This window comes from uncultured Marivita sp. (assembly GCF_947488135.1).
Classification (GTDB): Bacteria; Pseudomonadota; Alphaproteobacteria; order Rhodobacterales; family Rhodobacteraceae; genus Marivita.
Map to the genome: position 1 here is coordinate 37,497 of NZ_CANKYW010000005.1, position 23,906 is coordinate 61,402.

Below are 23,906 nucleotides of genomic sequence, written 5' to 3' on the forward strand. Positions count from 1 at the left end.
AAAAAGAAGAAGCAAGGACTCGCTTTCTCTTAATGTGTCAACTAAAATTGACACATTGCCATAAGTGGAGTCGGACATGGATGGTGGTCGCATTGGCTTGACGATGCCGGAAATCGGCGGCGCGCCGCGGGCGGGTCTGTGTACCGATTGCGGTGTGTCGCGCATGGGGGATGGCCGTGCCTGCGGGCGGGCCTGCCAGTTCATTCAACCGGATTACGAGAGCCTTGAGACGTCGGTTCATGGCCGTTTGGCCGGAGACGGCGACGAGGCGTTTTTCGGGGTCACGCAGGCCATCTATCGCGCGCGGCTGGAGCCTGCGGCGGAGGGCGCGCAATGGACCGGGCTGACCACGGCATTGGCGGCGGAGTTGCTGCGGGCAGGGGCCGTGGACGCGGTTCTGGCAACGGCGCCGGACCCGGAGGACCGCTGGAAGCCGCTGCCGGTGATCGTGACCCAGGCCGAGGATATGGCGCAGTGCCGGGGGATGCGGATGGGATACGGGCCGCTTCTGGCGCTTTTGGAGCCTGCGCGGGCGGCGGGGCATCGGCGCATTGCGGTGGTGGGGATCCCGTGTCAGGTCTATGCCCTGCGGGCGTTGGAGGCAGAGCTTGGGTTCGATGAGATCACGGTGATCGGCACGCCCTGTTCGGACAACACCACGACCGAGAATTTCCATGCATTCCTGGCGCGGTTGGATGACCGGCCCGAGACGGTGTCCTATCTCGAGTTCCGCGCGGATTACCGGGTCGAGTTGCGGTTCGATGACGGGCGCAAGCCCCGGTTCATTCCGTTCCTCAAGCTGCCGCTGTCGGACCTGCCTGCGGATTTCTTTCCAATGACCTGCAAGACCTGTGTCGACTACACCAATCGCCTTGCCGATATCACTGTTGGGTACATGGGCGGCGACGGTGACCAGTGGCTGATCGTGCGCAATGCGCGGGGGGCGGCGGTGCTGGATCGACTGGGTGACCGGGTGGTCCGGCGGGGCCTGACGGACAGGGGGAAGCGCGACGCGGCGGTCAAAGGCTTCATGGCCAATACCGAACGCGCGGCTGGCGGATTGCCGCTCCGACGGATGCCGGATTGGGTGCGGCCCATCGTGGCGTGGTTGCAACCGCGGACCGGCCCCCGTGGTCTGGAATTCGCGCGCGCACGGGTCGAAATGAAGGCGATCGAGACGATTTTGCACCTTCGACGGGCACATCCCGCGCGGATCAAGAATATGGTGCCCGCCCATGTCTGGCGTGTGGCTGCGCGCTATGGTCTGATGCCCGAAAAGGACGAGACGCGCGGTTGACCGAAAGGTCAGATTGCGCGCCATATCAACGCGCGTTAGGGAGGTGCGCAGATCGAGGAACACCGCCCATGACACGCATTGCCCATATCGAACTGGACGACGGCAATCTGCCCCCGCCCACGCCGGAGATCGAACAGGAACGCCGTGTGGCGATGTTCGACCTGATGGAGCACAACACATTCGAATTGCCTGACCGCGACGGCAAGCCGGTTCCGCCGGGGCCGTATAATGTCGGTCTGTCGATCCGGGACAAGCGGCTGGTGTTCGACGTGACCACGGAAAGCCATGAAAAGGCGGCGGAATTTCACCTGTCCCTGACCCCGTTTCGGCAGGTGGTGAAGGACTATTTCCAGATCTGCAAATCCTATTTCGACGCGGTGAAAACCCTGCCACCCAGCCAGATCGAGACCATCGACATGGCGCGTCGCGGCATCCACAACGAAGGCGCGCGCATCCTGCAAGAGCGGCTCGAGGGCAAGGTGACGGTGGACGACGACACCGCGCGGCGCCTGTTCACGCTCGTCTGCGTGTTGCATTTCGGGGGCTGATCGTTGGGGGTGTTGCCGCAATCGATTCTGTTTTGCTGCGATCACAACGCCGTTCGATCCCCGATGGCCGAGGGGATCATGAAAAAGCTCTACGGCTTCAAGACCTATGTGCAGTCCGTGGGTGTGGTGAACGATCTGGAGATCGACGGCTTTGCGATCGCAGTCTGTGACGAGATCGGGATCGCGCTGAACCGTCACCGGTCGCGCAGTTTCGATGAACTGGAAGAGAACGGCGAAGCGCTGTCGGGGTTCGATCTTGTCGTGGCCTTGTCTCCGGCGTCGCAGCGGCGGGCGCTCGATTTGACGCGGTTCTATCATCTGACGGTGGAATACTGGCCGATTATGGACCCGACGGGCCTTGGCGAAACGCGCGAACAGAAGCTCAACGCCTATCGGCAGACACGTGACCAGTTGGTCGATCACATCAAACGGAAATGGGGAGGGCAGATATGAGCCGTGCAACACTGGAGCGGTATTTCGATGCGTTCAATCGCAAGGATATCGCCGGCATGCTGGATTGCCTGACCGATGACGTGGCGCATCATGTCAACGAAGGCGATGTTCGGATCGGGCGCGAGGCTTTCGAGGCGTTCTGCCAGCACATGGCGCGCTGCTATGACGAGACGCTGACCGAATTGGTGGTCTTCGTCGCGGAAGATGGCGGGCGCGGCGCGGCGGAGTACATGGTCAACGGCACCTATCTTGCCACCGATACGGGGCTGCCCGAGGCCAAGGGCCAAGGCTATCGCCTGCCTGCCGGATCGTTCTTTTCTCTCGATGACGGCAAGATCAGCCGGGTCGTGACCTATTACAATCTGAGCGATTGGATCAGACAGGTGTCGTGATGCAGGTCGACGCGCTGACCGGAGAGGCGCTGGATGCGGCGCTTGCCGATCTGGCGGCCCTGCGCATCGAGGTGTTTCGCGCGTGGCCCTACCTCTACGAAGGCGATCCCGGTTATGAGACGCATTACCTGCGGTCCTATCGCGACAACCCGCGCGCGGTTCTGATCGCGGCGCGGGACGGGGGGCGGATCGTGGGGGCGGCCACGGGCATGCCGCTTGCCGATCACGCCGACGCGTCACAGATGCGCGGGCCTTTGCCCCCGGTCGAGCAGGTCTTCTACTGCGCGGAGTCGGTGCTGTTGCCCGACTATCGCGGGCGGGGGCTGGGCCATGTGTTCTTCGACCGGCGCGAAGCCTTCGCGCGTGAGGCCGGCTTTGCCTTCAGCGCGTTCTGCGGAGTGGTCCGGCCCGACGATCATCCGTTGAAACCTGCGGCGTATCAGCCGCTGGACGGGTTCTGGCGCAAACGTGGTTATGCTCCGGTCGAGGGGGCGGTGGCGCGGTTTTCCTGGCAGGATGTGGATCAGGAAACCGAGACCGAAAAGCCTTTGCAGGTCTGGCTGCGGCGTCTTTAAAGGGCGTCAGGCGCCTGTCACGAAACGGCGCAGGTAGTCGTCCGAGTAATCGGTACGGATTTCGACCCAGATCGGCAGGTGATCCGACATCTCGAAACTGCTGAAATACCGCTCATAGGCGTCGTCCCAGTCGGAATAGGGCACGGCGCGTTCGGCATCGGATATCGCCCTGTAATGATCCTTGTCCGCCGCGCCGAACACCGCATCGCGCCAGTCGAAGCTGCCCGATTGCAGGAAATTCGTTCGCGTGTCCTCGCCGGTGAAGGCGATCTGGTCGTAGTATTTCGTGCCGCGCAGGTTGGTCGGGCCGAAATAGGGAGCCGTCAGGCCGTGATCGGTCAGCCCTTGCATAATGCTGTCATTGCGCGCCTCGATATTCATGTCGCCGATCATCACGTAGACCTCGTCCTCGCGGCGGGCGCGGTCCGCGACACGTCGGGCGAGCGCCGAAATCTCGGCTGCGCGTCGGGCCTTGGAGGCGGCATCCGTCCCGCCGTAGAGGATGTGGACGCTCATCAACGTAAACCTGAACCATCCGGCCTGAAATGCGGCGAAGAAGGGCGTGCGGGCGATCTGGTTGCCGTCGATCAAGGCGTCCCGGGGCAGGGTGACTTCGCCGACAAGATTGCGGAATCGCACGCGGTTGGTGTCGTAGAGAAATGCCTGCCGTTCATTGTTGCCGGGCCCGCCTTCGGTCACGTCGGTGACGAAATAATCCCAATTCGGGCCGAGCAGGGTCATCAGTTTGCGCAGCGGCTCAAGATCACTCTTGATCTCCTGCACCGCGCAAATGTCGAAATGGTCGATGATTTCAGCGATGTAATGAAAGCTCTCGTCCCGGCGCGGCTTGCCATCGTCGAAGGCGCGGATGTTCCAGGACCCGATGATGAGGCTTTTCGGATCCCTTTTGCCAAGCCCGCTCTCCCGGAGCGATTGCCGCAGCGCCAGAAGCCGAGTCGCGATCCAGTCGGCTTTGCCGGGATCGGACAGGTCGTGTTGGTATCGTTTCAGCCAGTGGTAGAAGGCCATGGGGAGTATCCTTCTTTGAAAATGCGATTGAACAAGCGGGAACGGAGTGATTTGAATGAGGTCGAAGGTAACATTCCGGCACTGACCTGTCGACGCGCGGCAGGGTCGCCGAAGCAAATCACGAGAGCATCATGAAAGTCGCAGCCGCTGCTTATCCAATGGATTTTATCGCCTCTTTCGGCGCTTACGAGGAGAAGCTCACAAAATGGGTGAGCGAGGCGGCTGAGGCGGGAGCCGACCTTCTGGTCTTTCCGGAATACGGTGCGATGGAACTGGCGACGCTCGCGGGGCGCGAGGCGGCGATGGATCTTGAGGCGTCCCTGCGCGCCGTGTCCGACCGCGTGCCAGAGGCGGATGACCTGCACGCGACATTGGCGCGGCGGTACGGGGTTCACATCCTCGCGGCCTCGGCCCCCGTTTTCGATGCGAATCTCGGCGACCGACCGGTGAACCGGGCGCGATTCTTTGCGCCGGACGGAAGCATGGGCCATCAGGACAAGCAGATCATGACCCGTTTCGAGCGCGAGGAGTGGGGCGTGATCGGCGGTGGACCGCTGCACCTCTTCGACACAGCGCTTGGACGGATCGGCATCCTGATCTGCTATGATGGCGAGTTTCCACTGCTCGGGCGGGCGATGGCGGAGGCCGATCTTCTTCTGGTGCCGTCCTGCACAGAGGCGTTGACCGGCTATTCCCGTGTCCGCATCGGAGCCATGGCGCGCGCCTTGGAAAATCAGTGTGTTACAGTCATGTCTTCAACTGTTGGATCATGTGATTGGTCCTATGCGGTGGACGAAAACACGGGGATGGGCGGCATATTCGGGCCCCCTGACACCGGCTTTCCGGCCACTGGGGTGATCGCGGAAGGCAGCTTGAACGTGCCCGGCTGGACCTATGCCGAGGTCGATCTGGAACGGATCGCCCATGTGCGCAAGGACGGAGTCGTGCTCAATCGGCGCCACTGGGACGAGCAATCGGGACGGGATCGGATTGCCGCACTGCGGAAACTCGGCTGAATAGGCCTTGATAAATTGGCCGTTTGCCCCCATTTAATAGCGCGCCTCGCACTATGACGGGGACGTTAACTTAGGAGAAACCATGGCCAAGGAAGATACGCTCGAATTTCCCGGTGTCGTTAAGGAACTCCTGCCTAACGCGACGTTTCGGGTCGAGCTTGAGAACGGCCATGAGATCATCGCGCACACGGCAGGCAAAATGCGCAAGAACCGCATCCGCGTTCTTGCCGGCGACAAGGTGCAAGTGGAAATGACGCCCTACGATCTGACCAAGGGTCGGATCAACTACCGCTTCAAGTAAGCGGGATGCCCGCATCTCGAAATGAAGTGCCCGGTCTCCGGGCACGATGCGGACTCACATGACATTGCGACTGGTTCTTGGATCCGGCAGCCCGCGCAGGCGGGAACTGCTGGCGCAGATCGGCGTCGAGGCGGATGACATCCGTCCGCCCGACATAGACGAAGAACCCCGCCCCGGTGAATTGCCGCGTCCTTATTGCGTGCGCCTTGCCCGTGAAAAGGCTTTGACGATTCCTGCCGGTGACGACGAGATCGTCTTGTCCGCTGACACGACAGTCGCATTGGGTCGGCGCATTCTCGGAAAACCCGCCGATGCGGCCGAGGCGGCGCAATTCCTGTACGCTCTGTCCGGCCGGCGGCACCGTGTCGTGACGGCGGTGGCCGTGCGGCGCGGCCCGCAGCTTTGGGAGCGGGACGTGGTCACGCAGGTCAAGATGAAGCGACTGAGCGATGCAGAGGTCAATGCCTATCTCGCCAGCGACGATTGGCGCGGCAAGGCGGGTGGCTATGCCATCCAAGGCCCGGCGGGCGCCTTCGTGCCGTGGATCAGCGGCAGTTTCAGCGCCGTTGTGGGGTTGCCCCTGGCAGAGACCGCGAACCTGTTGGTGGCAGCAGGGTATCCGCTTTACGAGGTGTCGGCATGAAGGGCCGCTTAATCGCGCTGGATCATATCGGCGAACGCGAAGTCGCGGCGCTGATGGTGGACGGGCAGGTCGAAGACCTGTTTCTGGACACCGATCTGCCCGCGCCCGGCACCATCTACCGTGCCATCGTCGAACGCCCGATGAAGGGGCAAGGGGGGATGTTCCTGCGCACGCCCGATGGCTCGGCCTTCGTACGGCAGGTCAAGGGCCTGTCGCCCGGCCAAACGTTGCTGGTGCAGGTCACGGGCTATGCCGAGCCGGGCAAGGCCATTCCCGTCACGCACAAGGTGCTGTTCAAGAGCCGCTATGCCATTGTCACGCCGGATGCGCCGGGGATCAACGTGTCGCGTCGGATCAAGGATGACGACGCGCGCGAAAGCCTTTTGGAGATCGCACACGATATCATGGACGCGGATGGATTCGGTCTGATCCTGCGGTCGTCGTGCGAGGGTGCGGATGCGGGCGAGATCGCAGACGACATTGCCGCGATGGCCGATCTGGCGACAACGGTGATGGCGGATGCTGCGGGGGACGCGGAAGTGCTGACCCAAGGCGACGGGCCGCATCTGCTCGCATGGCGCGAATGGACCGACATGGCCGAGATCGACAGCGCCGATGGCAGTTTCGAACGGCACGGCATTCTGGATGTGCTTGACGGGTTGCGGGCCCGCGATGTGCCGCTGGGCGGACAGGCGTCGATGGCGATCGAGCCGACCCGCGCGCTTGTCGCGGTGGACGTGAACACGGGCGGCGACACCAGCCCTGCCGCCGGTCTCAAGGCCAATCTTGCGGCGGTCAAAGACCTGCCACGCCAGTTGCGGCTGCGCGGGCTGGGCGGGCAGATCGTGATCGACCCCGCGCCCACCGCCAAGAAAGACCGCCGCCAGATCGAAAGCGCCCTGCGCGGTGCCTTGAAACGTGACAGCGTGGAAACCGTCTTCGTGGGGTGGACTCCGCTGGGGCATATCGAGTTACAACGCAAACGCGATCGACGTCCGCTGAGCGAGGTATTGATATGAGCTGTCCGATCTGTGGCAAGGAAACCAACCCCGAGATGCGGCCGTTCTGTTCGAAACGCTGCGCGGATGTGGATCTGGCGCGCTGGTTGAACGGTCAATACGCGGTGCCGTCGGAAGACCCGGACGATATCGAGGCGGCCATTGAAGCTACGGAGCAGGCCGAGGCCGACGCACGGAAGATCCACTAGCGGCTTGTCTTGCCCGGTCCGCATGGTACGGCTTGGATATGCACGGGACGAGCACTTCATCCTTCGAACCGATGATCCGCGCGGCGGGTCTGGACGGCGTTCTGGTGAGCTTTGGCGACCACCTGTCGGAACCCGCCAACCGCGCAGCCTTGGCCTTGGCCGCGGCGGTGTCACGTGCGGACATTGACGGGATCGAGGAATGCGCGCCGTCGCTCGTGTCGGTGTTCCTGCGCTTCGATCCGTTGCACTTGGGCCTCGATGCGCTGATCAACCATCTCGAGTCGCTGCTATCCGATCGCGACTGGTACGCGGCCCCCTTGCCTGAGGGGCGCAGGTTCATCCGCGTGCCGACGGTCTACGGCACCGACCTCGCGCCCCAGCTCGAAGAGGCGGCGCAGGCGGCGGCGCTGTCGGTCGAGGAGGCGGTCGCCTCGTTGTCCAAGGCGCGGGTGCGGGTGCAGACCATCGGCTTCGCGCCGGGTCAGCCCTATCTGGGCCTCTTGCCCGACGCTTGGGATATTCCCCGCCAGACGGCGCTGACCAAGGCTGTGCCCGAGGGCGCGCTGGTGGTCGCGATCCGGCAACTGGTGCTGTTTTCCGTCGCCAACCCGACAGGCTGGCGGCATGTGGGGCAAACGGCGCTCAAGCTCTTTCGTCCGGAAAGCGACACGCCGTTTTTCCTGCGTCCCGGCGACGAGGTGCAATTCGTGCAAGCATCACCCGATGTGGTTGCGCGCTACGCCGACGACCCCGATGGCGGGGCCGAGATCGAGGTGATCCGGTGAGCCGCGCGCTCAAGGTGCATCGCATCGCGCCCGGTGCGACGGTGCAGGATCAGGGGCGGATCGCATACCGCGCGTTCGGCGTGTCACGCGGCGGAGCGATGGACCGGCTGGCCCTGGCGGAGGGTGCGGCCTTGCTGGGCCAACCCGGTGACAGCGCGGCGCTGGAACTGCCCGGATCGGGCGGCGTGTTCGAGGCGACCGAACCCTTGCGCATCGCCCTGACGGGGGCACCGATGCGGGCCACATTGGACGGTGCGCCGCTGGTCTGGAACGCGTCTCACGCCATGCCAGCAGGCGCGCGGCTTGAGATCAGGGGCGCGACCGCTGGCAGTTACGGGTATCTGCATGTGGGCGGCGGGTTCGACACGCCGGTTCTTTTGGGCGCGCGCTCGGCGCATCTGGCGGCGGGGATCGGTGCGGTCGTTCAGGCGGGCGATGCTCTGCCGGTTGGACCTGACACGCGCGGCGATGTGGGATGGACCCTGCCACAGGACAGTCGGTTCGAGGGAGGCACGCTGCGCCTGATCATTAGTTTCCAGACCGATCTGTTCGACGCAGGCACACGGGACCGCTTTTGCGAGACCGCGTTCACCCGCGATGCGCGCGCCAATCGGATGGGGATGCGGCTCAATTCGGACGGTGAGGGGTTTTCGGCCAGCAAGGGTCTGAACATCCTGTCGGAAGCGATCCTGACCGGCGATATCCAGATCACCGGCGACGGTACGCCGTTCCTGTTGCTGAGCGAGAGCCAGACCACGGGCGGTTATCCACGGATCGCCACGGTGATCCCCGCCGACCTGCCGCGCGCCGTGCAGACCTCGCCGGGCGGCACGCTGCGCTTCACCTTCGTGACACGGGACGCCGCTCTGGCGGCAGAGGCGCGGATGCGGGAGCAGCTTCGCAACCTGCCCAAGCTGCGCACGCCGCTGGTGCGTGATCCGGCGCAGATGCGCGATCTTCTCAGCTATCAACTCATCAGCGGCGCCACGGCAGGTGACGCGCCCTTGCAGGAGGACTAGGCCATGCATGTCGATCTGAATGCCGATATGGGCGAAAGTTTCGGTCCCTGGCCGATGGGGTCGGATGCGGAGCTGCTGGAGATCATCACCTCGGCCAACGTGGCCTGCGGGTTTCATGCGGGTGATTGGGACGTGATGTCCGAGACCATGTCGCTTGCGGTCGCGAATGACGTGGGCATCGGCGCGCATCCCGGCTTTCCCGATCTGCAAGGCTTCGGCCGGCGGCGGATGCAGCTGAGCCACGACAGCCTGCGCAACCTCGTGCGGTATCAGTTGGGTGCGGCGCAGGCGATGGCGCAGTCGGTGGGCGGCACTGTGCGGCACTTGAAGCTGCACGGCGCGTTAGCGAACATGGCGTCCGAGGATGCCGCGATGGCGACGGCCTGCTACGAAGGCGCGTTGTCGGTGAACCCTGACATCATCATCATGGTGCTGGCCGCGACTCAGCAGCAGACGGCGGTCGAGGCTTTGGGATGTCGCTGGGCCGGCGAGATTTTCGCGGACCGCGCGTACAACGACGACGCGACGCTTGTGGACCGCAGCCTGCCCGGCGCGGTAATCCACGATGCCGAGGTTGCGGGGCGCCGCATGGTCGAGATGGTTAAGGCGGGCGCCATCATCACCGAGAGCGGCACACACATTCCGGCAGCGGTCGACACGATCTGCCTGCATGGCGACGGCGCAACGGCGGTGCAGATCGCGCGCGCCGTGCGGGTCGCCCTGGCCGGTGCAGGCGTGTCGTTGCAGCGGTTCGCAGGGCGTCAGGGCGCGATCAGCAAGACCTGAACATCGGCGACATTGGTGCCCGTGGCGCGGGTCATGAGCAAATCGCCCGCCGCCGCGAGCGCCGCGTAGCTGTCGTTGTTGGCCAGAAGCCTGTGAACGTCCTGGCCCGCCGCCTTGATCCGGGGCAGGGTGCCTGCGTCCACCAACCCGCCTGCGGCATCGGTCGGCCCGTCGCGGCCATCGGTGCCGCCCGAGAGGAACACCCATGTTGCAGTGATCTCGGGCGCTTGGCTCGCAACGCGCAGGGCCAGTTCCTGATTGCGCCCGCCGCGCCCGGTGCCGGTGAGTTTGACAGTGGTTTCGCCACCGAACAGGAGCGCCGTGGGTTCGGGGCGTGCAATGAGTTCGGACAAGACCTTTCGGGCGGCATCCTGCACGTCCCCGGTCAGCGCATCGGTCACGATCCTCGGGGTCAGGTCGAGCCGGTGCGCCTCTTGCTCCATCGCTTCGAGCGACAGGCGGTTCGATCCGACGAGCGTGTTCGTGGCGTCTGGCAGCGGCGCAAGGTCCTGATTTTGCACGGTTTCCAGGTGTCTGCGGATCGACGCGGGCACCGAAGACCAGATGCCCGCAGTTTTCAGCGTGGCAATGGCCTCGGACGCGGTTCCGATCGGGCTGACCGTGGGACCCGAGGCGATGGCGCGCAGATCGTCGCCGATCACGTCCGACAGCAGGTAGGCATTGACCGGGGCCGGGGCGGCAAGGCGGACGAACCCGCCGCCCTTGAGCAAGCTTACCTGCTGGCGCACCAGGTTCACTTGCACGATGTCCAGCCCGGCCGAAAGAAGCAGATCGTTCAGCCGCGCCTTTTCGGTGAGGCTGACGCCCGGAAGCGGCGCGGGCAAGAGCGCGGACCCGCCGCCGGAAATCAGCGCGACAACGCGGTCATCCTCGCCTGCTTGCGCCAGAAGCTCCATCACGCGCTGTGCGGCGCGGGCCCCGGCCTCGTCCGGGATGGGGTGTCCCGCGCGGAGGATTTCTGCGCCCTGCACCGTGGTGTCGTTTTCGTGATGGGTCACGGCAAGGGCAGCGTCGGCGTCCGGGATGGCCTTCATCGCTTCGGCCAGCATCGCAGGGGCGGCCTTTCCGATGGCGATCAGGAAGGTGCGCCCGCCCGGTTCCTGCGGTGGCAGTGAAGATTGCGCCAATCCGCGTCGGACCGCACGCGCAGGATCGGCGGCGGTGATGGCGGCATCGAACAGCAGGCGCGCCTTGGTGCGAAGATCGTCGATCCGTGTCATGCCGGGATTAGTTCTGCAAAGACGTTGAAAGTCAAACGCTTGCGCATCGCCGCTCATGCAGCGCATTCAAATGATTGCATTTGGAGAAAGTGGTGGGCGACCCTGGAATCGAACCAGGCGTGCGTCTCCGCGAGGGAGTTACAGTCCCCTGCCACACCTTGCGGCCTGTCGCCCACTTACGCCCAAAGCCCTGCTTTCGGCGTGAGCGGGTGATTACAATTGCCCCCTTGCGGCGTCAACAGGAAAATCCCATCAAGCGGGAGGCGAATTTTGCAAGGCGAACAAGGGGGCTGTGATGGTCAAAAAACCGAAATGGGTGGTGGCCAAGGAACAGTCCAAGAAGGCGGCGGCTGCCGAAACGGTGTGGTTGTTCGGGTTGCACGCGGTGCGCGATGCGCTGGTCAATCCGAACCGCGAACGGCTGCGGCTGGTGGTGACGCGCAACGCAATGGACAAGCTGGCCGATGCCATCGAAGTCGCTGGAATCGAACCGGAAATGAGCGATCCGCGCAAGTTCGCGGCCCCCATTGATCCGCAATCCGTGCACCAAGGCGCTGCGTTGGAGGTGAAGCCACTCAACTGGGGGCGGCTCGAGGACGTGGCGCTTGGGCAGGGCGAGGGTCCGCCGCGTGTGGTGCTGCTCGACCGGGTGACGGACCCGCACAATGTGGGAGCGATTCTGCGATCCGCGGAAGTCTTCGGCGCGTCCGCCGTGGTGGGGACATTGCACCATTCGGCACCGGAAACCGGGGCGTTGGCCAAGACGGCGTCCGGCGCGTTGGAGCGCCAGCCCTATCTGCGCGAACGCAATCTTGCAGATGCGATGGAGCGTTTGCGATCAATGGGTTACATGATCTTCGGGCTTGACGGGGAGGCGGATCAGACGCTTGACGACGCCATCGGTCCGGTGCGGGATCGACCGATCGCGCTGGTGCTGGGGGCCGAGGGACCGGGGCTTCGGCCCAAGACCAAGGACACGTGCGATGCGCTGGTGAAGATCCCGTTTGCGCGGGCGTTCGGATCGCTCAACGTGTCGAACGCGGCGGCGGTGGCGCTTTACGCCGCACGGGCCTGAGCTTGCGGTTGGCGGGTCGCGTGCCAATATCCTGAGCAAAGGAGAGGCCATGCCACACGGAACGAAGATTGTCACCTGCTGCTATTGCGGAACCCGCGCGGCCCTTGTTTTACGGGGGGAAAGCCGTCACGAGTTGAGTTGTGCCGCCTGCGGCGCACCGCTGCACGACATGAAGTTGCTGCGCGCGGATGCTGTGGAGACACCGGTGTCCAGCACCAAGGTCAACACGCATCGTCCCGTTCCAAAGCAGAGGCGCGGCGCGGTGACTCCGATGCCGGTCTGGGAGCGCGAAGTGGGCTATTCCAGGAAGAAGAAAAAGAAGAAGCGCAAGACGCTCGCCAAACGGTTCTTCGAGGAAGCCTTCGACGTGCTCGAGGACATTTTTGACTGAATTGTACGGATCGGCCGTACGATCCGTGCGGTTCAAGCCGGGAAATCAGTGATTTTTGACCCGATGCGGGTCCGTTCACAGGGTTTGGTCCGGAACCGTACAGATGAGGGGCCCGAACCGTACGGATCAACCGTACGGGACGTTTCACTGGTCAATTCCGGCGACCTGTTCTAAGTGCGCAGGTGCAGTAACGGAGGCCCCGTGTGACGACATTTGAAAATCCCGGTCCGATCGAGGAAAACTGGAAAGACGCGATTTCGTCGGTGGAAGAAATCATCGAGGACGCGCGCAATGGCAAGATGTTCATTCTTGTCGATCACGAGGACCGCGAGAACGAGGGCGACCTGGTGATTCCCGCGCAATGGGCGACGCCCGATGCGATCAACTTCATGGCGATGCACGGGCGCGGGCTGATCTGTCTGGCGATGACGTCGAAGCGGATCGGCGAATTGGGGCTGGAGTTGATGTCCACCAACAACTCGTCGCGTCACGAGACGGCCTTTACGGTGTCCATTGAGGCGCGCGAAGGGGTGACGACAGGGATTTCGGCAGCCGACCGGGCGCGGACGGTGGCGGTGGCCATCGACGGGACCAAGGGCGCGCAGGACATCGCGACGCCAGGGCACGTGTTTCCGCTGCGGGCCAAGGATGGCGGTGTGCTCGTCCGGGCGGGCCATACCGAGGCGGCGGTGGATGTGAGCCGTCTTGCGGGGCTCAACGCGGCGGGTGTGATCTGCGAGATCATGAACGAAGACGGGTCGATGGCGCGGTTGCCCGAGCTGGTGGCGTTCGCACAGCGGCATAATCTGAAAATCGGCACGATCAGCGACCTGATCGCCTATCGCCGCCGCAATGACAATCTCGTGCGGGTGCGCAAGCAGGAAACGATCACGTCGGAATTCGGCGGCCAGTGGGACATGCGGATCTATACCGACGAAACCCACGGCGACGAGCATATCGTTCTGACCAAGGGCGATCTGTCCGGGGACGATCCGGTTCTGGTGCGGATGCACGCGATGGACCCGATGCTGGACGTTGTGGGCACCGGGCCGAAGGGACGGGCCGACGAGTTCCAGCACGCGATGCAGGCGGTGGCGGCCGAAGGGCGGGGCGTCGTGGTTCTGCTGCGCGACACGTCGATGAAGCTGGATGTGGGCGATGAGATTTCGCCCAAGACGCTGCGCCAATACGGGCTGGGGGCGCAGATATTGTCGTCTCTGGGCCTGTCGAAGCTGACGCTTCTGACCAATTCGCCGACGCCAAAGGTGGTCGGGCTCGAGGCCTATGGCCTTGAAATCGTTGGCACACGCAAAATCTCGGAGTTGGGGTGATGGCATCCATTGAACATTACACGCTGGACCGCCCGGTTTTCGACCGTCCCGTTAAGATTTTGATAGTGGTTGCGCCCTATTACCGGGACATCGCGGATCAGCTGATCGCTGGCGCGCGGGCCGAGGTGGAGGCATGTGGCGGGACGCATGACCTGGTCGAGGTTCCGGGCGCGCTCGAGGTTCCGACGGCAATCGGGATTGCCGAACGGATGTCGAATTTCGACGGCTATGTCGCGTTGGGATGTGTCATCAGAGGAGAAACCACGCATTACGAAACGGTGTGCAATGACAGTTCGCGCGGCATCACCCTTTTGGGGTTGCAGGGGCTGTGCATCGGCAACGGGATACTGACGGTCGAAAACATGGCGCAGGCGCAGGCCCGTGCGGAGGTTGCGGGACAGAACAAGGGTGGCGGTGCTGCGGCTGCGGCCTTGCACCTGATCGCGCTCAGCCGTAAGTGGGGCGCGGCCCGCAAGGGTGTTGGATTTGTCCCCGCCAAGGACGAATACCAGATCGCCGGTGACACCAAGGACCCGAATATCGCATGAGCCACGCTGCCAAGCCTCCTCGCGGATCGTCCACGCGCAAGGTGGACGAGAAACGCCAGAAGCGATCCGCATCGCGGCTTTATGCCGTGCAGGCGCTGTTCCAGATGGAGCAATCCGGGCAGTCGGTCGACCGCGTTGCGGTGGAGTTTCTGGATCACCGATTCGGATTGGCGCAGATCGAGGGCGAGGCGATGGTCGAAGGCGATGTCGACCTGTTCCGGCGCATCTGTGACGAGGCGGTGAACTGGCAGGCGAAGATCGACCAGATGACGGACCGTGGATTGGTGGCGAAATGGCCCATCGCGCGGATCGACCCGACGCTGCGGGCGCTGTTCCGGGCGGCCGGGGCCGAGCTGGTGGCGACGGAAACGCCGCCCAAGGTCATCATCAATGAATATGTGGACGTTGCGCGGGCGTTCTTTCCCGAGGGCAAGGAGCCGCAATTCGTCAACGCGGTGCTCGACCATATGGCGCGCGAGGCCCGGCCAGAGGCGTTCTGACGCGGGCTGCGCGCATTGGGCGCTTTGAAACCAAAACGATGCGGCTTAGGTTAGGTTAGGGAAAGCGAGGTGCTGTCATGCCCGATCTGATCAAGATGTATATCCGTCAAACCGCCATCGGCTTTGTCCTGTCCGCGATTTTCGTGACGCTTCTTCTCTATTTCAACGTCGTCAACCTGTGGCATCTGGTGACGCATACCGATGTCGGATTCCTGGCCGTTTTCCTGCTCTGGCTGTTCAACGGGATCGTGTTCGCCGGGGTGCAGTTCGGCATTTCGATCATGTTGATGAAATACGATGATGACGATGATGACGATGACCATCGCGGTCGGCCCATCACACTGACGCCGATCCGGGTGGAAGCGATGGCGCCGCGCGGCAACGTTCGGAATTTTCAGAGGAAATAAGCGGCGGGAACCACGCCAACCGTGTGGTTCTCTCATTCCCGAGGACCTGTATGTACAGGTGGGCGTCAGGTAACCGGACCAGGGCCCGGACAGAGCCAACTCCCTCGGAATTGCTTAAGGCCACCGGAATGCAACCTAGCACGAGAAGGGCAGAACCCGCCTAAGCCTCAGATAAGGCGGCGACCCCCGTCCGACAAGGGTCAGTTTGTGTCTGTGATGAATCCGTAGTCCTGCAATTCCTCGGGCAGGAGGACGTAGATTTCATCCGACGGCGTGGTGAGCGCGTGTTGCATCACCAGCGGATCGATTCCCATCTCATCGAGATAGACCATCACCTCGCCCTGGCCGCGCTGGATGTCTTCGACGGCAACGAAGGCGGGGAGCAGCGTGTTTTCGCCGAAATAGTGTTGGTGTACGCCGATGGCGGCGCCGTCTTCGGCGCTGCGGGTGATGCCGCCGGCGAAGAGGTAGGGGCAGGCCGAGAAGCAGTATTCGCCTTGCAGGACGCGGGTGCCGATTTCGCGCGTGCGCAGGGCGCGGCCAAGGGTCAGCGCATCGCGGACCGAGCCGCCCGGGCTTTGCAGGATGAGCGTGTCGAGCGGTTGTTCGGCTTTGGCGATCTGGTCGAGAATCCGCTCTGCATCGCCGTCGTCGATGGCCCCTTCGAGCCGCCAGAGCCCGGACGTGTCGGTCTGCGTCAGGGTGAGCCGTGTGGGCAGATCGCCCGGATCCCGTTCGGGGTCGAGACGGGGCATGTCGCGCGCCGGTTCGAATTGGCGGCGCTGGTCGCCGGGGCGCACGGGTTCGCTGAGGCGCGGGGCGTCGGGGCCGAAGCTGGGCAGGCGGAAATTGCCCTGCATGTCGCCAAGGATCAGCAGCACGCCGATGCCAAGTTGGAAGATCAGCACCCCCATCAGGACGCGGGAGACGGAGGAGCGGTTCATTTTTTCGTGCCTGTCAGCGGTGTGACCTGGCTGTCGGGCTGACGCTCTTCTGGCGGGGTGACGACGCCTTCGGCCACTTGTTCCACGTCGCGCAGGGCTGTCACGGCGGCGCGCAGTTCGGCGAGCGTGAGCGTGTCCTCGACCGCGGCCCCTTCGCGGCCCTGGCGGATGGCGGCGTGGGTCACGGCGAGGATCAGGACGAGCACTGCCGGAAGCAGGTCGATGGCGATGGCACCGGCCCAGGAGGGCAGGAAGTTGCGCGCGTAGAGGATGACCGCATCGGCCGAGGAAATGGGCGCGTAAGTGACATCGGGCGCGGGGGTGAGGGCCAGCACATCGCTGGCGGCGTTTTCGAGCGTGGTGGCACGCTGGGCCAGCACGTCGAGCACCGAGGTGATGGTGGCGGCCTGATCGCCCCGGTTCTCCGCCGTGCGCCCGTCGAGTTCGGGCAGAACGACCGAGGCGGCGAGATCTTGTGCCGCGCGTTCCACGAGGGCGGCGACGGAGAGCTGGCGCATCTGCGAGATCAGGCCCTGCAATTCGACGGCGGCGGTGGAAAACTCGACCGAGCGGGCCTGCACGGGCCCCTGTTCGACAGTGAGGGCGCGCATGCGGGAGAGGATCGCGTTGCCCCGTTCGAACGCGGTGTCGATTCGCGGTGTTTGAAGCGCGATCTGGTCTTCGAGGGCCGAGAGTTCGGCGGCCTTCTGGCGCAGGACGCGGAAGACGGCGCCGCGCCCGGCAAGGCCCGAAAGGGTGCCTTCGGCTTCGAGTTCGGAGAGATCCTCGAAACTTTGCCGCACGCGGGCGACGTCGCGTTCCAGCGATTGCGCCGAGAGCGCGATGTCGTGGGTGCGTTCGAGCGAGGTCTGGTAATCCTGCACGGTCTTGGCGAGGTGCTGCTCTACCGCCGCCGATCCGGCAAGGGCCGCGGCGTTGAGCCATGAGGACATGGCGACGATGGCGAGGCTGCCGAGGCCCATCGCGACCAGCAGCCCGATGCGAGCCTGGGCAGTGCGCACGGCTGGAAAGAGGCGCATCAGGTAGGACCAGAAGACGAAGATCCCCACCGACACGGCGACGGAATAGGCGATGGCGGCAAAGACCGACATGGCGCCGTTCTCATCGAGCAGCGAGGACACGCCGAGATAGGTGTAGATGCCAGAGGCCACAGCGAGGACGCCCAGCGCGGTGCCGGAGAAGGTGTCGAGCCAGCCGAGATGGCCTTCGAGTTCGCGGGCATAGCGGACGCCGCGTGCTTCGGATCGGGTCAGGCGGTGGTCTTCGGCCATGGGATGTCCTTTTGCGTGATTTCCTCCAAGGTATGTTTTTTGGCGGGGGAATGAAGGGCCGGGCGGCTGGACTTGATTTTGTTCACGAAATGTTCATATTTTCCCGCATGAGCGTTTTGACTGATCTTCATCGCGCCGAGGCCGGCGTTCTTCAGCCCGGGCAGGTGTTGGCGCGCGGCGTGTGCCGCCATCTGGCGAGCCACGGGTTTTCGGTGATCGAGGAGTTCGTGCCGGATCGGGGGCTGCGCGTGGATGTGATGGCGCTTGGTCCCAAGGGCGAGATCTGGGTGGTCGAATGCAAATCCTCGCGCGCCGATTTTCAGTCGGACTGCAAATGGGAGGGGTATTTGGACTGGTGCGACCGCTATTTCTGGGCGGTCGATCTGGACTTCCCCACCGACCTGCTGCCGATGGAAACGGGGTTGATCATCGCCGACGGGTACGATGCCGAGATCGTGCGGATGGCCCCCGAGGACAAGCTGGCGGCGGCGCGGCGCAACAAGCTGATCCGGAAATTCGCGATGCACGCGGCGCGGCGGTTGCACGCGCTGCGTGATCCGGAGGCGATGCTGGCGGCCTGGGGGTAAGGCGGTCCGCGTGTCGCGGTTATCGCTTGGGTTTGACCTTGCGTGCGGCGGTGGCGGCGAGTTTGATCTCTTCGGCGATTTCGTCGGCTTCCTCGGGCGAGAAATCCATCGGGATCTCGATCCCGTCGGCCAGCACGAAGAGGCGCACCATGCCCAGATCGGTCGGGCCGATTTGCAGGTTGGCTTCGATGTCGCGTTCGGTGTTGATGCCCATGATCGTGCTCCGGGATGTGCGGTTCAGGGCCGAGGGCATAGACCCGGTGGGGTTGTTTTGCAAGTTCCGCCGGGTATGCTGCGTGGATGGCGGACAAGACCACCTTGCGTCTTTTCGGAGCGGCGGATCACGATTGGTTGGTCGATCTGCACGCACGACACTACGCCGAGGCCGAGGGGTTCGACGACAGTTTCGGGCAGCTTGTCGGGTCGATCCTTCGTGACTTCGAGGCCCGGCACAATCCCGATTGCGAGAGGGGCTGGGTGGCCGAACGCGAGGGCGTGCGGCTTGGCAGTATTTTCTGCGTTCGGTTGGAGGGGCGGACGGCCAAGCTGCGGCTGTTCCTGCTGGACCAACCGGCGCGGGGGCAGGGCCTGGGGCAGCGGATGCTGACCACCTGCATGGATTTCGCGCGCCAGAGCGGCTACCGGAAGATGCAGCTTTGGACCCATGAAAGCCACGCGGCGGCCTGCGCGCTTTACCGGCGGAACGGCTGGAGCTGCACATCGTCGAAACCGGTGCACAGCTTTGGGGTCGATCTGGTGGAACAGGCGTGGGAAGTCACGTTATAGGGGCAGATGGGTCTTGCAATGGCGGAACCGTCCCGTTATTTCGCCCCTCAGTGCCGACATAGCTCAGTAGGTTAGAGCGCTTGATTGTGGATCAAGAGGTCCCCCGTTCGAGCCGGGGTGTCGGTACCATCATCCAAGACGAACGATGAGACCTAGACGCGCGCTCTAGAGGCGGTTGTCGACCTACGCTCTTGAGTGGTGGAGGGGCTCTGAATCAATGAGGGTGTCAAGGACACGCCTCGTCACGTTCGCAGCATAGCCATCTTCGGAGAAACCCGCGACTAACAATGGGGATATGTTGTTTCCATTTTGGAAACAGCCTGTTTCCAATGCTTGTGTAGATATCGAAAGGCTTTTTCGTGACTCTGTCCCGCGTGGAGATGTCGGTTTGTTACCAACAACGCTTTCCTAGTACCAATTCGATTATTGGAACTGGCGTCTCCACACGATGATCGACTGTGATCTTCCATGCGGACCTGATTGATCCGGCCAAGTCACTCAAGACACGGTGTTTTTTGTGCTTAGGACACTGAATTATTAAGGCGGTAATGAGGCCCGGATAAGAAAAAATGTGTCCGTTGCCATATTTTTGACAAATTTTGCCGCAATTTGGTCACTTGGGGCGGGGGCCTCAACCAAGGTGATACGATGCCATTTTTTCTAGGTATTTATAACTCGGACATTATTGAATCGGCGCTTGGTCACCAGAGCGCGAACACCACGCCCGGTGCGGTTGTTTCCGGGTGCCGCGAAACAGAGCGTGCCGAATTGGCTCAGGACTGGGCAGGTCTCGTTGATCGATTTTCCTGGCGAGAGCACCCCTGCGTTTCGGCTCAAATTCGCGAAAACACGAAGAATCGATAAGGATTCCAAGCCTCGGCATCCTGCAAACCGGCGCATTTCGTCGTTGCCTTCATTCAAGGCAAGCGGGTTCTCGCGAAGGTTGGACGCCTGACGCTGATAATGTCCGTATTGAGTGAGACACTCCCGTTTAGGCCGGGGGTGTCTTGAGCAGTCTCACTCTGTTTCGATGTCGATGGTTTGCAGCAAGCGGCCCGTGTCGCGGGCGAAGATCAGGATTTGGTCGTCTTCTGTCACAACCGCATACCAGTTGCGCGCCTGGGTGAAGGCGGTGGCCGTGGTGCCGTCCGGAAGGGTGATCGTGTCGGGCAGCGGAGTGGCCGATTGATTGTAGCGGATGACAATCAGTGCGGTGATGAGTATGACGCCCGCGATCATAGTCGCGGTCAGGACTGTCACCAGCCGCCGCAGAAAACGCAGGTTGGCCGGTTCGACGACCTGATCCTCGGGGGCGTTGTCCATGTCTGAGTCCATCATAAGCGTCATCATCGGCGCGTCACCGCCCAATCGCCTTGATAAGGCCTTGGCGCGGGACGTGCCAGAGGAAGCCGCCCTGTCGCGGACGCGGCTGTCCAAGCTGATCGAAGAGGGCGCGGTGCAGCGCGGGGGGGAGGTTTTGAGCAACCCCAAGGGACTGGTGTCCGAAGGCGACGTGATCGAGATTGCGGTTCCCGAGGTGACGGAGAGCCATATCGAGGCCGAAGACCTGCCGTTGGACGTGCGGTTCGAGGATGATGACCTGATCGTGGTGATGAAGCCTGCGGGCATGGTGGTGCATCCGGCGCCGGGCACGCCGTCGGGCACCTTGGTCAATGCGCTGTTGCATCATTTCGGCGGGCGCTTGTCCGGGGTCGGGGGCGTGGGGCGTCCGGGGATCGTGCACCGGATCGACAAGGATACGAGCGGGCTTTTGGTGATCGCCAAGTCCGACCGGGCGCATCACGGGCTGGCCGACCAGTTCGCGGCGCATACGGTGGAACGGGCCTATCAGGCGCTGGTCCACGGGCATCCCGATCCGGCCGATCCGCGGTTGCGCGGGGTGCGGGGCGTGTCCATCGAACCCGGCGCGGTGATCAAGATCACCAGCGATCTGGCGCGGCACAAGACGGACCGGCAGAAACAGGCGGTGTTCTTCGGCCACGGCAAACACGCGATCACCCGCGCGCGGGTGCTGGAGGTCTACGGCACTCCGGCGCAAGTGTCGCTGGTGGAATGTCGGCTGGAGACAGGGCGCACGCATCAGATTCGGGTGCATATGGCGCATGCCGGGCACGGGTTGATCGGCGATCCGGTCTATGGTGGGCGGCGTAAGGTCGCGAAGGGGGCGCTGTCGGATGCCGCGATGGCGCTGCTGGGCGCGTTCGACCGACAGGCGCTGCACGCGGCGGTGCTGGGTTTTGACCATCCCGTGAGCGGCGAAACCCTGCGGTTCGAGGCTGCGTTACCTCAAGACATGGCGGATTTGATCTCGGTTTTGCGTGAGTGAAACAATGGTCCCATGTGCGTGAGTGCACTGACACTCGGGTTACATGGCGGTTATTGTGCGTTAAATTGAGGTCAACACACGCCACAGGACTTGAAACTGGCGGGCAACATCCCAGATTAAATGTTAAGCCCGTAAACATTGGAGGGACAAGGGTATGGCCAATTATGCGAATCTCCCGGCCCCGTCACCGGAAGCCGGACTGAGTCGCTATCTTCAGGAGATCCGGAAGTTCCCGCTTCTGGAACCGGAGGAAGAGTACATGCTCGCCAAGCGTTGGGTCGAGCAGGAAGATACCGAAGCCGCACACAAGATGGTCACGAGCCACCTGCGGTTGGCGGCGAAGATCGCCATGGGCTATCGCGGCTACGGATTGCCTCAGGCGGAGGTGATTTCCGAGGCCAATGTCGGCCTGATGCAGGCGGTCAAGCGGTTCGATCCCGAAAAGGGATTCCGTCTGGCCACATATGCCATGTGGTGGATCCGTGCGTCGATCCAGGAATATATCCTGCGGTCGTGGTCGCTGGTGAAGCTGGGTACGACTTCGGCGCAGAAGAAGCTGTTTTTCAACCTGCGCAAGGCGAAGTCGCGCATCGGTGCGCTTGAGGATGGCGATTTGCGGCCCGAGCACGTGGCCAAGATCGCGCATGATCTGGGCGTGAACGAGGACGAAGTGATCTCGATGAACCGGCGTCTGTCGGGGGGTGACGCGTCGCTGAATGCGACTGTCGGCTCCGAAGGCGAAGGCACGATGCAGTGGCAGGACTGGCTCGAGGACGAGAGTGCGGACCAGGCCACGGATTACGAGGAAAAGGACGAGCTTGACGCGCGCCGTGCGTTGCTGACGCAGGCAATGGATGTTCTGAACGACCGCGAGAAAGACATCCTAACGCAACGACGTCTGGCCGAAAAAGCGGTGACGCTCGAAGAATTGTCGGGCCAGTACGACGTGAGCCGCGAACGCATCCGCCAGATCGAAGTGCGGGCGTTCGAGAAGCTGCAAAAGCGGATGCGCGACCTTGCGAAAGAGCAGGGGCTTGTGACGGCAAGCTGAACGCGTGTCACGACGTGAGACTGGTAACGCCGGGCCTGTGCCCGGCGTTTTTTCGTGTTAGGCGGGACCTAGCAGTCAGGAGGAGGTCAGCATGTCGGTCATTCGGTGGGGTATCCTTGGTGCGGCCAAGTTTGCGCGGGAACAGATGGCCCCGGCGATCCACGCCGCGCGGCAGTCGAAATTGGCGTTGTTGGCCACGTCCGACCCGGCAAAGGCGGCGCCATTTCAGGCCATCGACGCAGACTTGCGGGTGGTAAACAGCTATGAGGCCGTGCTGGCCGATCCGGAGATCGATGCGGTTTACATTCCGCTGCCGAACTCTTTGCATGTGGAGTGGACACGCAAGGCGTTGGAGGCGGGCAAGCATGTGCTGTGTGAAAAGCCGATCGCGATGCGGGCGGATGAGATCGACGATCTGATCGCGCTGCGGGATCGGACGGGGTTGGTGGCGGCAGAGGCCTACATGATCGTGCACCATCCGCAGTGGCACCAGGTGCGGACCTGGGTGCAGGACGGGGCCATCGGCGAGCTGCAGCGCATCAATGCGATCTTCACGTATGACAATTCCGGCGATCCCGGCAATATCCGCAACGCGGTCAAGACCGGCGGCGGGAGCCTGCCGGATACCGGGGTCTATACGCTGGGCTGCGCGCGCTTCGTGACCGGGCAGGAGCCCTTGCGCGTTCTGTCGGCGGATATCCGGCGCGAAGACGGGGTCGAGGTGCGGGCCGAAGCGATGGTGCAGTTCGACGGGTTCACGCTGACCTCGTTCACGTCGATGCGGATGCAGCGGTATCAGTCGGTGACGTTGCAAGGCACGCGGGGCGTGATCGAGGTGCCGGTGCCGTTCAATCCGCTGGGCTATGGCGACGCCGAGATACGGTTGATGCGCAAATCCGGGCCGGTGGAAGTGTTCCGCTATCCCGGCGTTAACCAATATGTGCGGCAGGTCGAAGCGTTCGGCGCGGCGGCGCGCGGGGAGGCGGCCTACCCGTGCCCGTTGGAGTTCAGCAAAGGCACGCAGAGCCTTATCGACATGATCTGGGCTGCGGAGGGCTGACGAAGGTGCGGGAGGTTCGGACGCCTGCATCGGCGCTCGGGGTCTGTCGCGTGAAAAGATGTTTCAAAAGCGACAAGAAGTGATCCAAACCGGATCGGCTGCGTATACCCATAAAAGACTTGGGGACACGCAAATCCATGGACATCAAATCAGTAGAGTTTTCTGCTGCGTTTCTTAATTCTTTGGGTGGCAGTAGCGAGGGCGAAACTGAGAGCCTCATCGACGGCATTGCGCTTGAGGTCTCGGAAGGTCCCGTAGACCCATCCGCACCGCTTGCAACAGACGACGGAGTCGT

The 23,906-nt window shown here is 63.1% G+C and carries 31 protein-coding genes and 2 tRNA genes; 25 read left to right on the forward strand and 8 right to left on the reverse strand.

Features of this window, described 5'->3' with window-relative positions:
• Positions 1–76 precede the first annotated feature (76 nt).
• From Q1B16_RS14340 to Q1B16_RS14360, 5 genes are all read left to right on the forward strand, one after another.
• Positions 77–1,297: a Coenzyme F420 hydrogenase/dehydrogenase, beta subunit C-terminal domain gene (locus tag Q1B16_RS14340; RefSeq protein WP_299790018.1), complete on the forward strand. Its 1,221-nt coding sequence runs from the start codon at positions 77–79 to the stop codon at positions 1,295–1,297.
• 68 nt (positions 1,298–1,365) lie between these two features.
• Positions 1,366–1,845, forward strand: a complete 480-nt coding sequence (locus tag Q1B16_RS14345) for a UPF0262 family protein (protein WP_299790021.1) — start codon at positions 1,366–1,368, stop codon at positions 1,843–1,845.
• A 3-nt stretch (positions 1,846–1,848) separates the two neighbouring features.
• Complete coding sequence (locus Q1B16_RS14350) at positions 1,849–2,298, forward strand: low molecular weight phosphatase family protein (RefSeq protein WP_299790024.1); 450 nt, start codon at positions 1,849–1,851, stop codon at positions 2,296–2,298.
• Entirely contained in the window at positions 2,295–2,690 is a 396-nt protein-coding gene (locus Q1B16_RS14355) for a ketosteroid isomerase-related protein (protein WP_299790027.1), read from the forward strand. Before Q1B16_RS14350 ends, Q1B16_RS14355 begins: the two co-directional genes overlap by 4 nt.
• Positions 2,690–3,265 (forward strand): GNAT family N-acetyltransferase, encoded by a 576-nt coding sequence (locus Q1B16_RS14360; RefSeq protein WP_299790030.1) that lies wholly within the window; start codon positions 2,690–2,692, stop codon positions 3,263–3,265. The genes Q1B16_RS14355 and Q1B16_RS14360 overlap by 1 nt, the downstream gene beginning before the upstream one ends.
• A 6-nt stretch (positions 3,266–3,271) precedes the next feature.
• Here Q1B16_RS14360 and Q1B16_RS14365 read toward each other — a convergent pair whose 3' ends face one another.
• Complete coding sequence (locus Q1B16_RS14365) at positions 3,272–4,294, reverse strand: endonuclease/exonuclease/phosphatase family protein (RefSeq protein ID WP_299790033.1); 1,023 nt, start codon at positions 4,292–4,294, stop codon at positions 3,272–3,274.
• A gap of 131 nt (positions 4,295–4,425) precedes the next feature.
• Between Q1B16_RS14365 and Q1B16_RS14370 the strand changes: the two genes are divergently transcribed.
• The 8 genes from Q1B16_RS14370 (at position 4,426) to Q1B16_RS14405 (ending at position 10,051) form a co-directional block, all read left to right on the forward strand.
• A complete protein-coding gene (locus tag Q1B16_RS14370) occupies positions 4,426–5,310 on the forward strand; it encodes a carbon-nitrogen hydrolase family protein (RefSeq protein WP_299790036.1) in 885 nt (294 codons plus the stop codon).
• An 82-nt stretch (positions 5,311–5,392) separates the two neighbouring features.
• The gene (gene infA, locus Q1B16_RS14375; RefSeq protein WP_005978431.1) at positions 5,393–5,611 is read left to right on the forward strand and encodes a translation initiation factor IF-1; all 219 of its coding nucleotides are present in this window, start codon (positions 5,393–5,395) and stop codon (positions 5,609–5,611) included.
• A 64-nt stretch (positions 5,612–5,675) separates the two neighbouring features.
• The gene (locus Q1B16_RS14380) at positions 5,676–6,254 is read left to right on the forward strand and encodes a Maf family protein (RefSeq protein WP_299790835.1); all 579 of its coding nucleotides are present in this window, start codon (positions 5,676–5,678) and stop codon (positions 6,252–6,254) included.
• On the forward strand, positions 6,251–7,273 hold the full coding sequence (locus Q1B16_RS14385) for a ribonuclease E/G (protein WP_299790039.1): 1,023 nt from the start codon (positions 6,251–6,253) through the stop codon (positions 7,271–7,273). Before Q1B16_RS14380 ends, Q1B16_RS14385 begins: the two co-directional genes overlap by 4 nt.
• Positions 7,270–7,461, forward strand: a complete 192-nt coding sequence (gene yacG, locus Q1B16_RS14390; protein WP_299790042.1) for a DNA gyrase inhibitor YacG — start codon at positions 7,270–7,272, stop codon at positions 7,459–7,461. The genes Q1B16_RS14385 and yacG overlap by 4 nt, the downstream gene beginning before the upstream one ends.
• Before the next feature lie 38 nt (positions 7,462–7,499).
• Positions 7,500–8,246 (forward strand): carboxyltransferase domain-containing protein, encoded by a 747-nt coding sequence (locus Q1B16_RS14395; RefSeq protein ID WP_299790045.1) that lies wholly within the window; start codon positions 7,500–7,502, stop codon positions 8,244–8,246.
• Positions 8,243–9,265, forward strand: coding sequence for a biotin-dependent carboxyltransferase family protein (locus tag Q1B16_RS14400; protein ID WP_299790048.1), 1,023 nt, complete (start codon positions 8,243–8,245; stop codon positions 9,263–9,265). The genes Q1B16_RS14395 and Q1B16_RS14400 overlap by 4 nt, the downstream gene beginning before the upstream one ends.
• Positions 9,266–9,268: 3 nt before the next feature.
• Complete coding sequence (locus tag Q1B16_RS14405; protein WP_299790051.1) at positions 9,269–10,051, forward strand: 5-oxoprolinase subunit PxpA; 783 nt, start codon at positions 9,269–9,271, stop codon at positions 10,049–10,051.
• Here the strand turns inward: Q1B16_RS14405 and Q1B16_RS14410 are convergent.
• Positions 10,027–11,292: a DUF4147 domain-containing protein gene (locus Q1B16_RS14410; protein WP_299790054.1), complete on the reverse strand. Its 1,266-nt coding sequence runs from the start codon at positions 11,290–11,292 to the stop codon at positions 10,027–10,029. The genes Q1B16_RS14405 and Q1B16_RS14410 overlap by 25 nt on opposite strands.
• Positions 11,293–11,382: 90 nt before the next feature.
• Positions 11,383–11,466: transfer RNA gene (locus Q1B16_RS14415), tRNA-Tyr, on the reverse strand.
• 121 nt (positions 11,467–11,587) lie between these two features.
• Here Q1B16_RS14415 and rlmB point away from each other — a divergent pair.
• The 6 genes from rlmB (at position 11,588) to Q1B16_RS14445 (ending at position 15,544) form a co-directional block, all read left to right on the forward strand.
• Positions 11,588–12,367 (forward strand): 23S rRNA (guanosine(2251)-2'-O)-methyltransferase RlmB, encoded by a 780-nt coding sequence (gene rlmB / locus Q1B16_RS14420; protein ID WP_299790057.1) that lies wholly within the window; start codon positions 11,588–11,590, stop codon positions 12,365–12,367.
• A gap of 49 nt (positions 12,368–12,416) precedes the next feature.
• Entirely contained in the window at positions 12,417–12,758 is a 342-nt protein-coding gene (locus tag Q1B16_RS14425; RefSeq protein WP_299790060.1) for a hypothetical protein, read from the forward strand.
• A gap of 203 nt (positions 12,759–12,961) precedes the next feature.
• Entirely contained in the window at positions 12,962–14,089 is a 1,128-nt protein-coding gene (gene ribB / locus Q1B16_RS14430) for a 3,4-dihydroxy-2-butanone-4-phosphate synthase (protein WP_299790063.1), read from the forward strand.
• Positions 14,089–14,637 carry a 6,7-dimethyl-8-ribityllumazine synthase gene (locus tag Q1B16_RS14435; protein ID WP_299790066.1) on the forward strand — a complete coding sequence of 183 codons (549 nt, stop codon included), beginning with the start codon at positions 14,089–14,091 and terminating at the stop codon, positions 14,635–14,637. Before ribB ends, Q1B16_RS14435 begins: the two co-directional genes overlap by 1 nt.
• On the forward strand, positions 14,634–15,137 hold the full coding sequence (gene nusB, locus Q1B16_RS14440; protein ID WP_299790069.1) for a transcription antitermination factor NusB: 504 nt from the start codon (positions 14,634–14,636) through the stop codon (positions 15,135–15,137). Before Q1B16_RS14435 ends, nusB begins: the two co-directional genes overlap by 4 nt.
• Before the next feature lie 77 nt (positions 15,138–15,214).
• Entirely contained in the window at positions 15,215–15,544 is a 330-nt protein-coding gene (locus Q1B16_RS14445; protein WP_299790072.1) for a hypothetical protein, read from the forward strand.
• Positions 15,545–15,744: 200 nt separating this feature from the next.
• Here the strand turns inward: Q1B16_RS14445 and Q1B16_RS14450 are convergent, their stop codons facing one another.
• The 3 genes from Q1B16_RS14450 to Q1B16_RS14460 are packed head-to-tail and all read right to left on the reverse strand — an operon-like array spanning position 15,745 to position 17,971.
• The gene (locus Q1B16_RS14450) at positions 15,745–16,488 is read right to left on the reverse strand and encodes a hypothetical protein (protein WP_299790075.1); all 744 of its coding nucleotides are present in this window, start codon (positions 16,486–16,488) and stop codon (positions 15,745–15,747) included.
• The gene (locus Q1B16_RS14455; RefSeq protein ID WP_299790078.1) at positions 16,485–17,780 is read right to left on the reverse strand and encodes a hypothetical protein; all 1,296 of its coding nucleotides are present in this window, start codon (positions 17,778–17,780) and stop codon (positions 16,485–16,487) included. The genes Q1B16_RS14450 and Q1B16_RS14455 overlap by 4 nt, the downstream gene beginning before the upstream one ends.
• Positions 17,759–17,971: a hypothetical protein gene (locus tag Q1B16_RS14460; protein ID WP_299790854.1), complete on the reverse strand. Its 213-nt coding sequence runs from the start codon at positions 17,969–17,971 to the stop codon at positions 17,759–17,761. The genes Q1B16_RS14455 and Q1B16_RS14460 overlap by 22 nt, the downstream gene beginning before the upstream one ends.
• Between Q1B16_RS14460 and Q1B16_RS14465 the strand changes: the two genes are divergently transcribed.
• A complete protein-coding gene (locus Q1B16_RS14465; protein ID WP_299790081.1) occupies positions 17,888–18,367 on the forward strand; it encodes an MmcB family DNA repair protein in 480 nt (159 codons plus the stop codon). The two genes, Q1B16_RS14460 and Q1B16_RS14465, sit on opposite strands and share 84 nt — an antisense overlap.
• Before the next feature lie 19 nt (positions 18,368–18,386).
• Here Q1B16_RS14465 and Q1B16_RS14470 read toward each other — a convergent pair whose 3' ends face one another.
• The gene (locus Q1B16_RS14470; RefSeq protein ID WP_299790083.1) at positions 18,387–18,581 is read right to left on the reverse strand and encodes a DUF6324 family protein; all 195 of its coding nucleotides are present in this window, start codon (positions 18,579–18,581) and stop codon (positions 18,387–18,389) included.
• An 86-nt stretch (positions 18,582–18,667) separates the two neighbouring features.
• Here Q1B16_RS14470 and Q1B16_RS14475 point away from each other — a divergent pair, with 86 nt between their 5' ends.
• Complete coding sequence (locus tag Q1B16_RS14475; RefSeq protein WP_299790085.1) at positions 18,668–19,153, forward strand: GNAT family N-acetyltransferase; 486 nt, start codon at positions 18,668–18,670, stop codon at positions 19,151–19,153.
• A gap of 52 nt (positions 19,154–19,205) precedes the next feature.
• Positions 19,206–19,282: transfer RNA gene (locus Q1B16_RS14480), tRNA-His, on the forward strand.
• Between the two features lie 888 nt (positions 19,283–20,170).
• Here Q1B16_RS14480 and Q1B16_RS14485 read toward each other — a convergent pair.
• Positions 20,171–20,476, reverse strand: a complete 306-nt coding sequence (locus tag Q1B16_RS14485; RefSeq protein WP_299790087.1) for a DUF6476 family protein — start codon at positions 20,474–20,476, stop codon at positions 20,171–20,173.
• Here Q1B16_RS14485 and Q1B16_RS14490 point away from each other — a divergent pair.
• The 3 genes from Q1B16_RS14490 to Q1B16_RS14500 all read left to right on the forward strand — a co-directional run bounded on the left by Q1B16_RS14490 (position 20,475) and on the right by Q1B16_RS14500 (position 23,611).
• On the forward strand, positions 20,475–21,500 hold the full coding sequence (locus Q1B16_RS14490) for an RluA family pseudouridine synthase (RefSeq protein WP_299790089.1): 1,026 nt from the start codon (positions 20,475–20,477) through the stop codon (positions 21,498–21,500). The two genes, Q1B16_RS14485 and Q1B16_RS14490, sit on opposite strands and share 2 nt — an antisense overlap.
• Before the next feature lie 154 nt (positions 21,501–21,654).
• Positions 21,655–22,551: an RNA polymerase sigma factor RpoH gene (gene rpoH, locus Q1B16_RS14495; protein ID WP_299790092.1), complete on the forward strand. Its 897-nt coding sequence runs from the start codon at positions 21,655–21,657 to the stop codon at positions 22,549–22,551.
• 91 nt (positions 22,552–22,642) lie between these two features.
• Positions 22,643–23,611: a Gfo/Idh/MocA family oxidoreductase gene (locus tag Q1B16_RS14500; protein ID WP_299790095.1), complete on the forward strand. Its 969-nt coding sequence runs from the start codon at positions 22,643–22,645 to the stop codon at positions 23,609–23,611.
• Positions 23,612–23,906 lie beyond the last annotated feature (295 nt).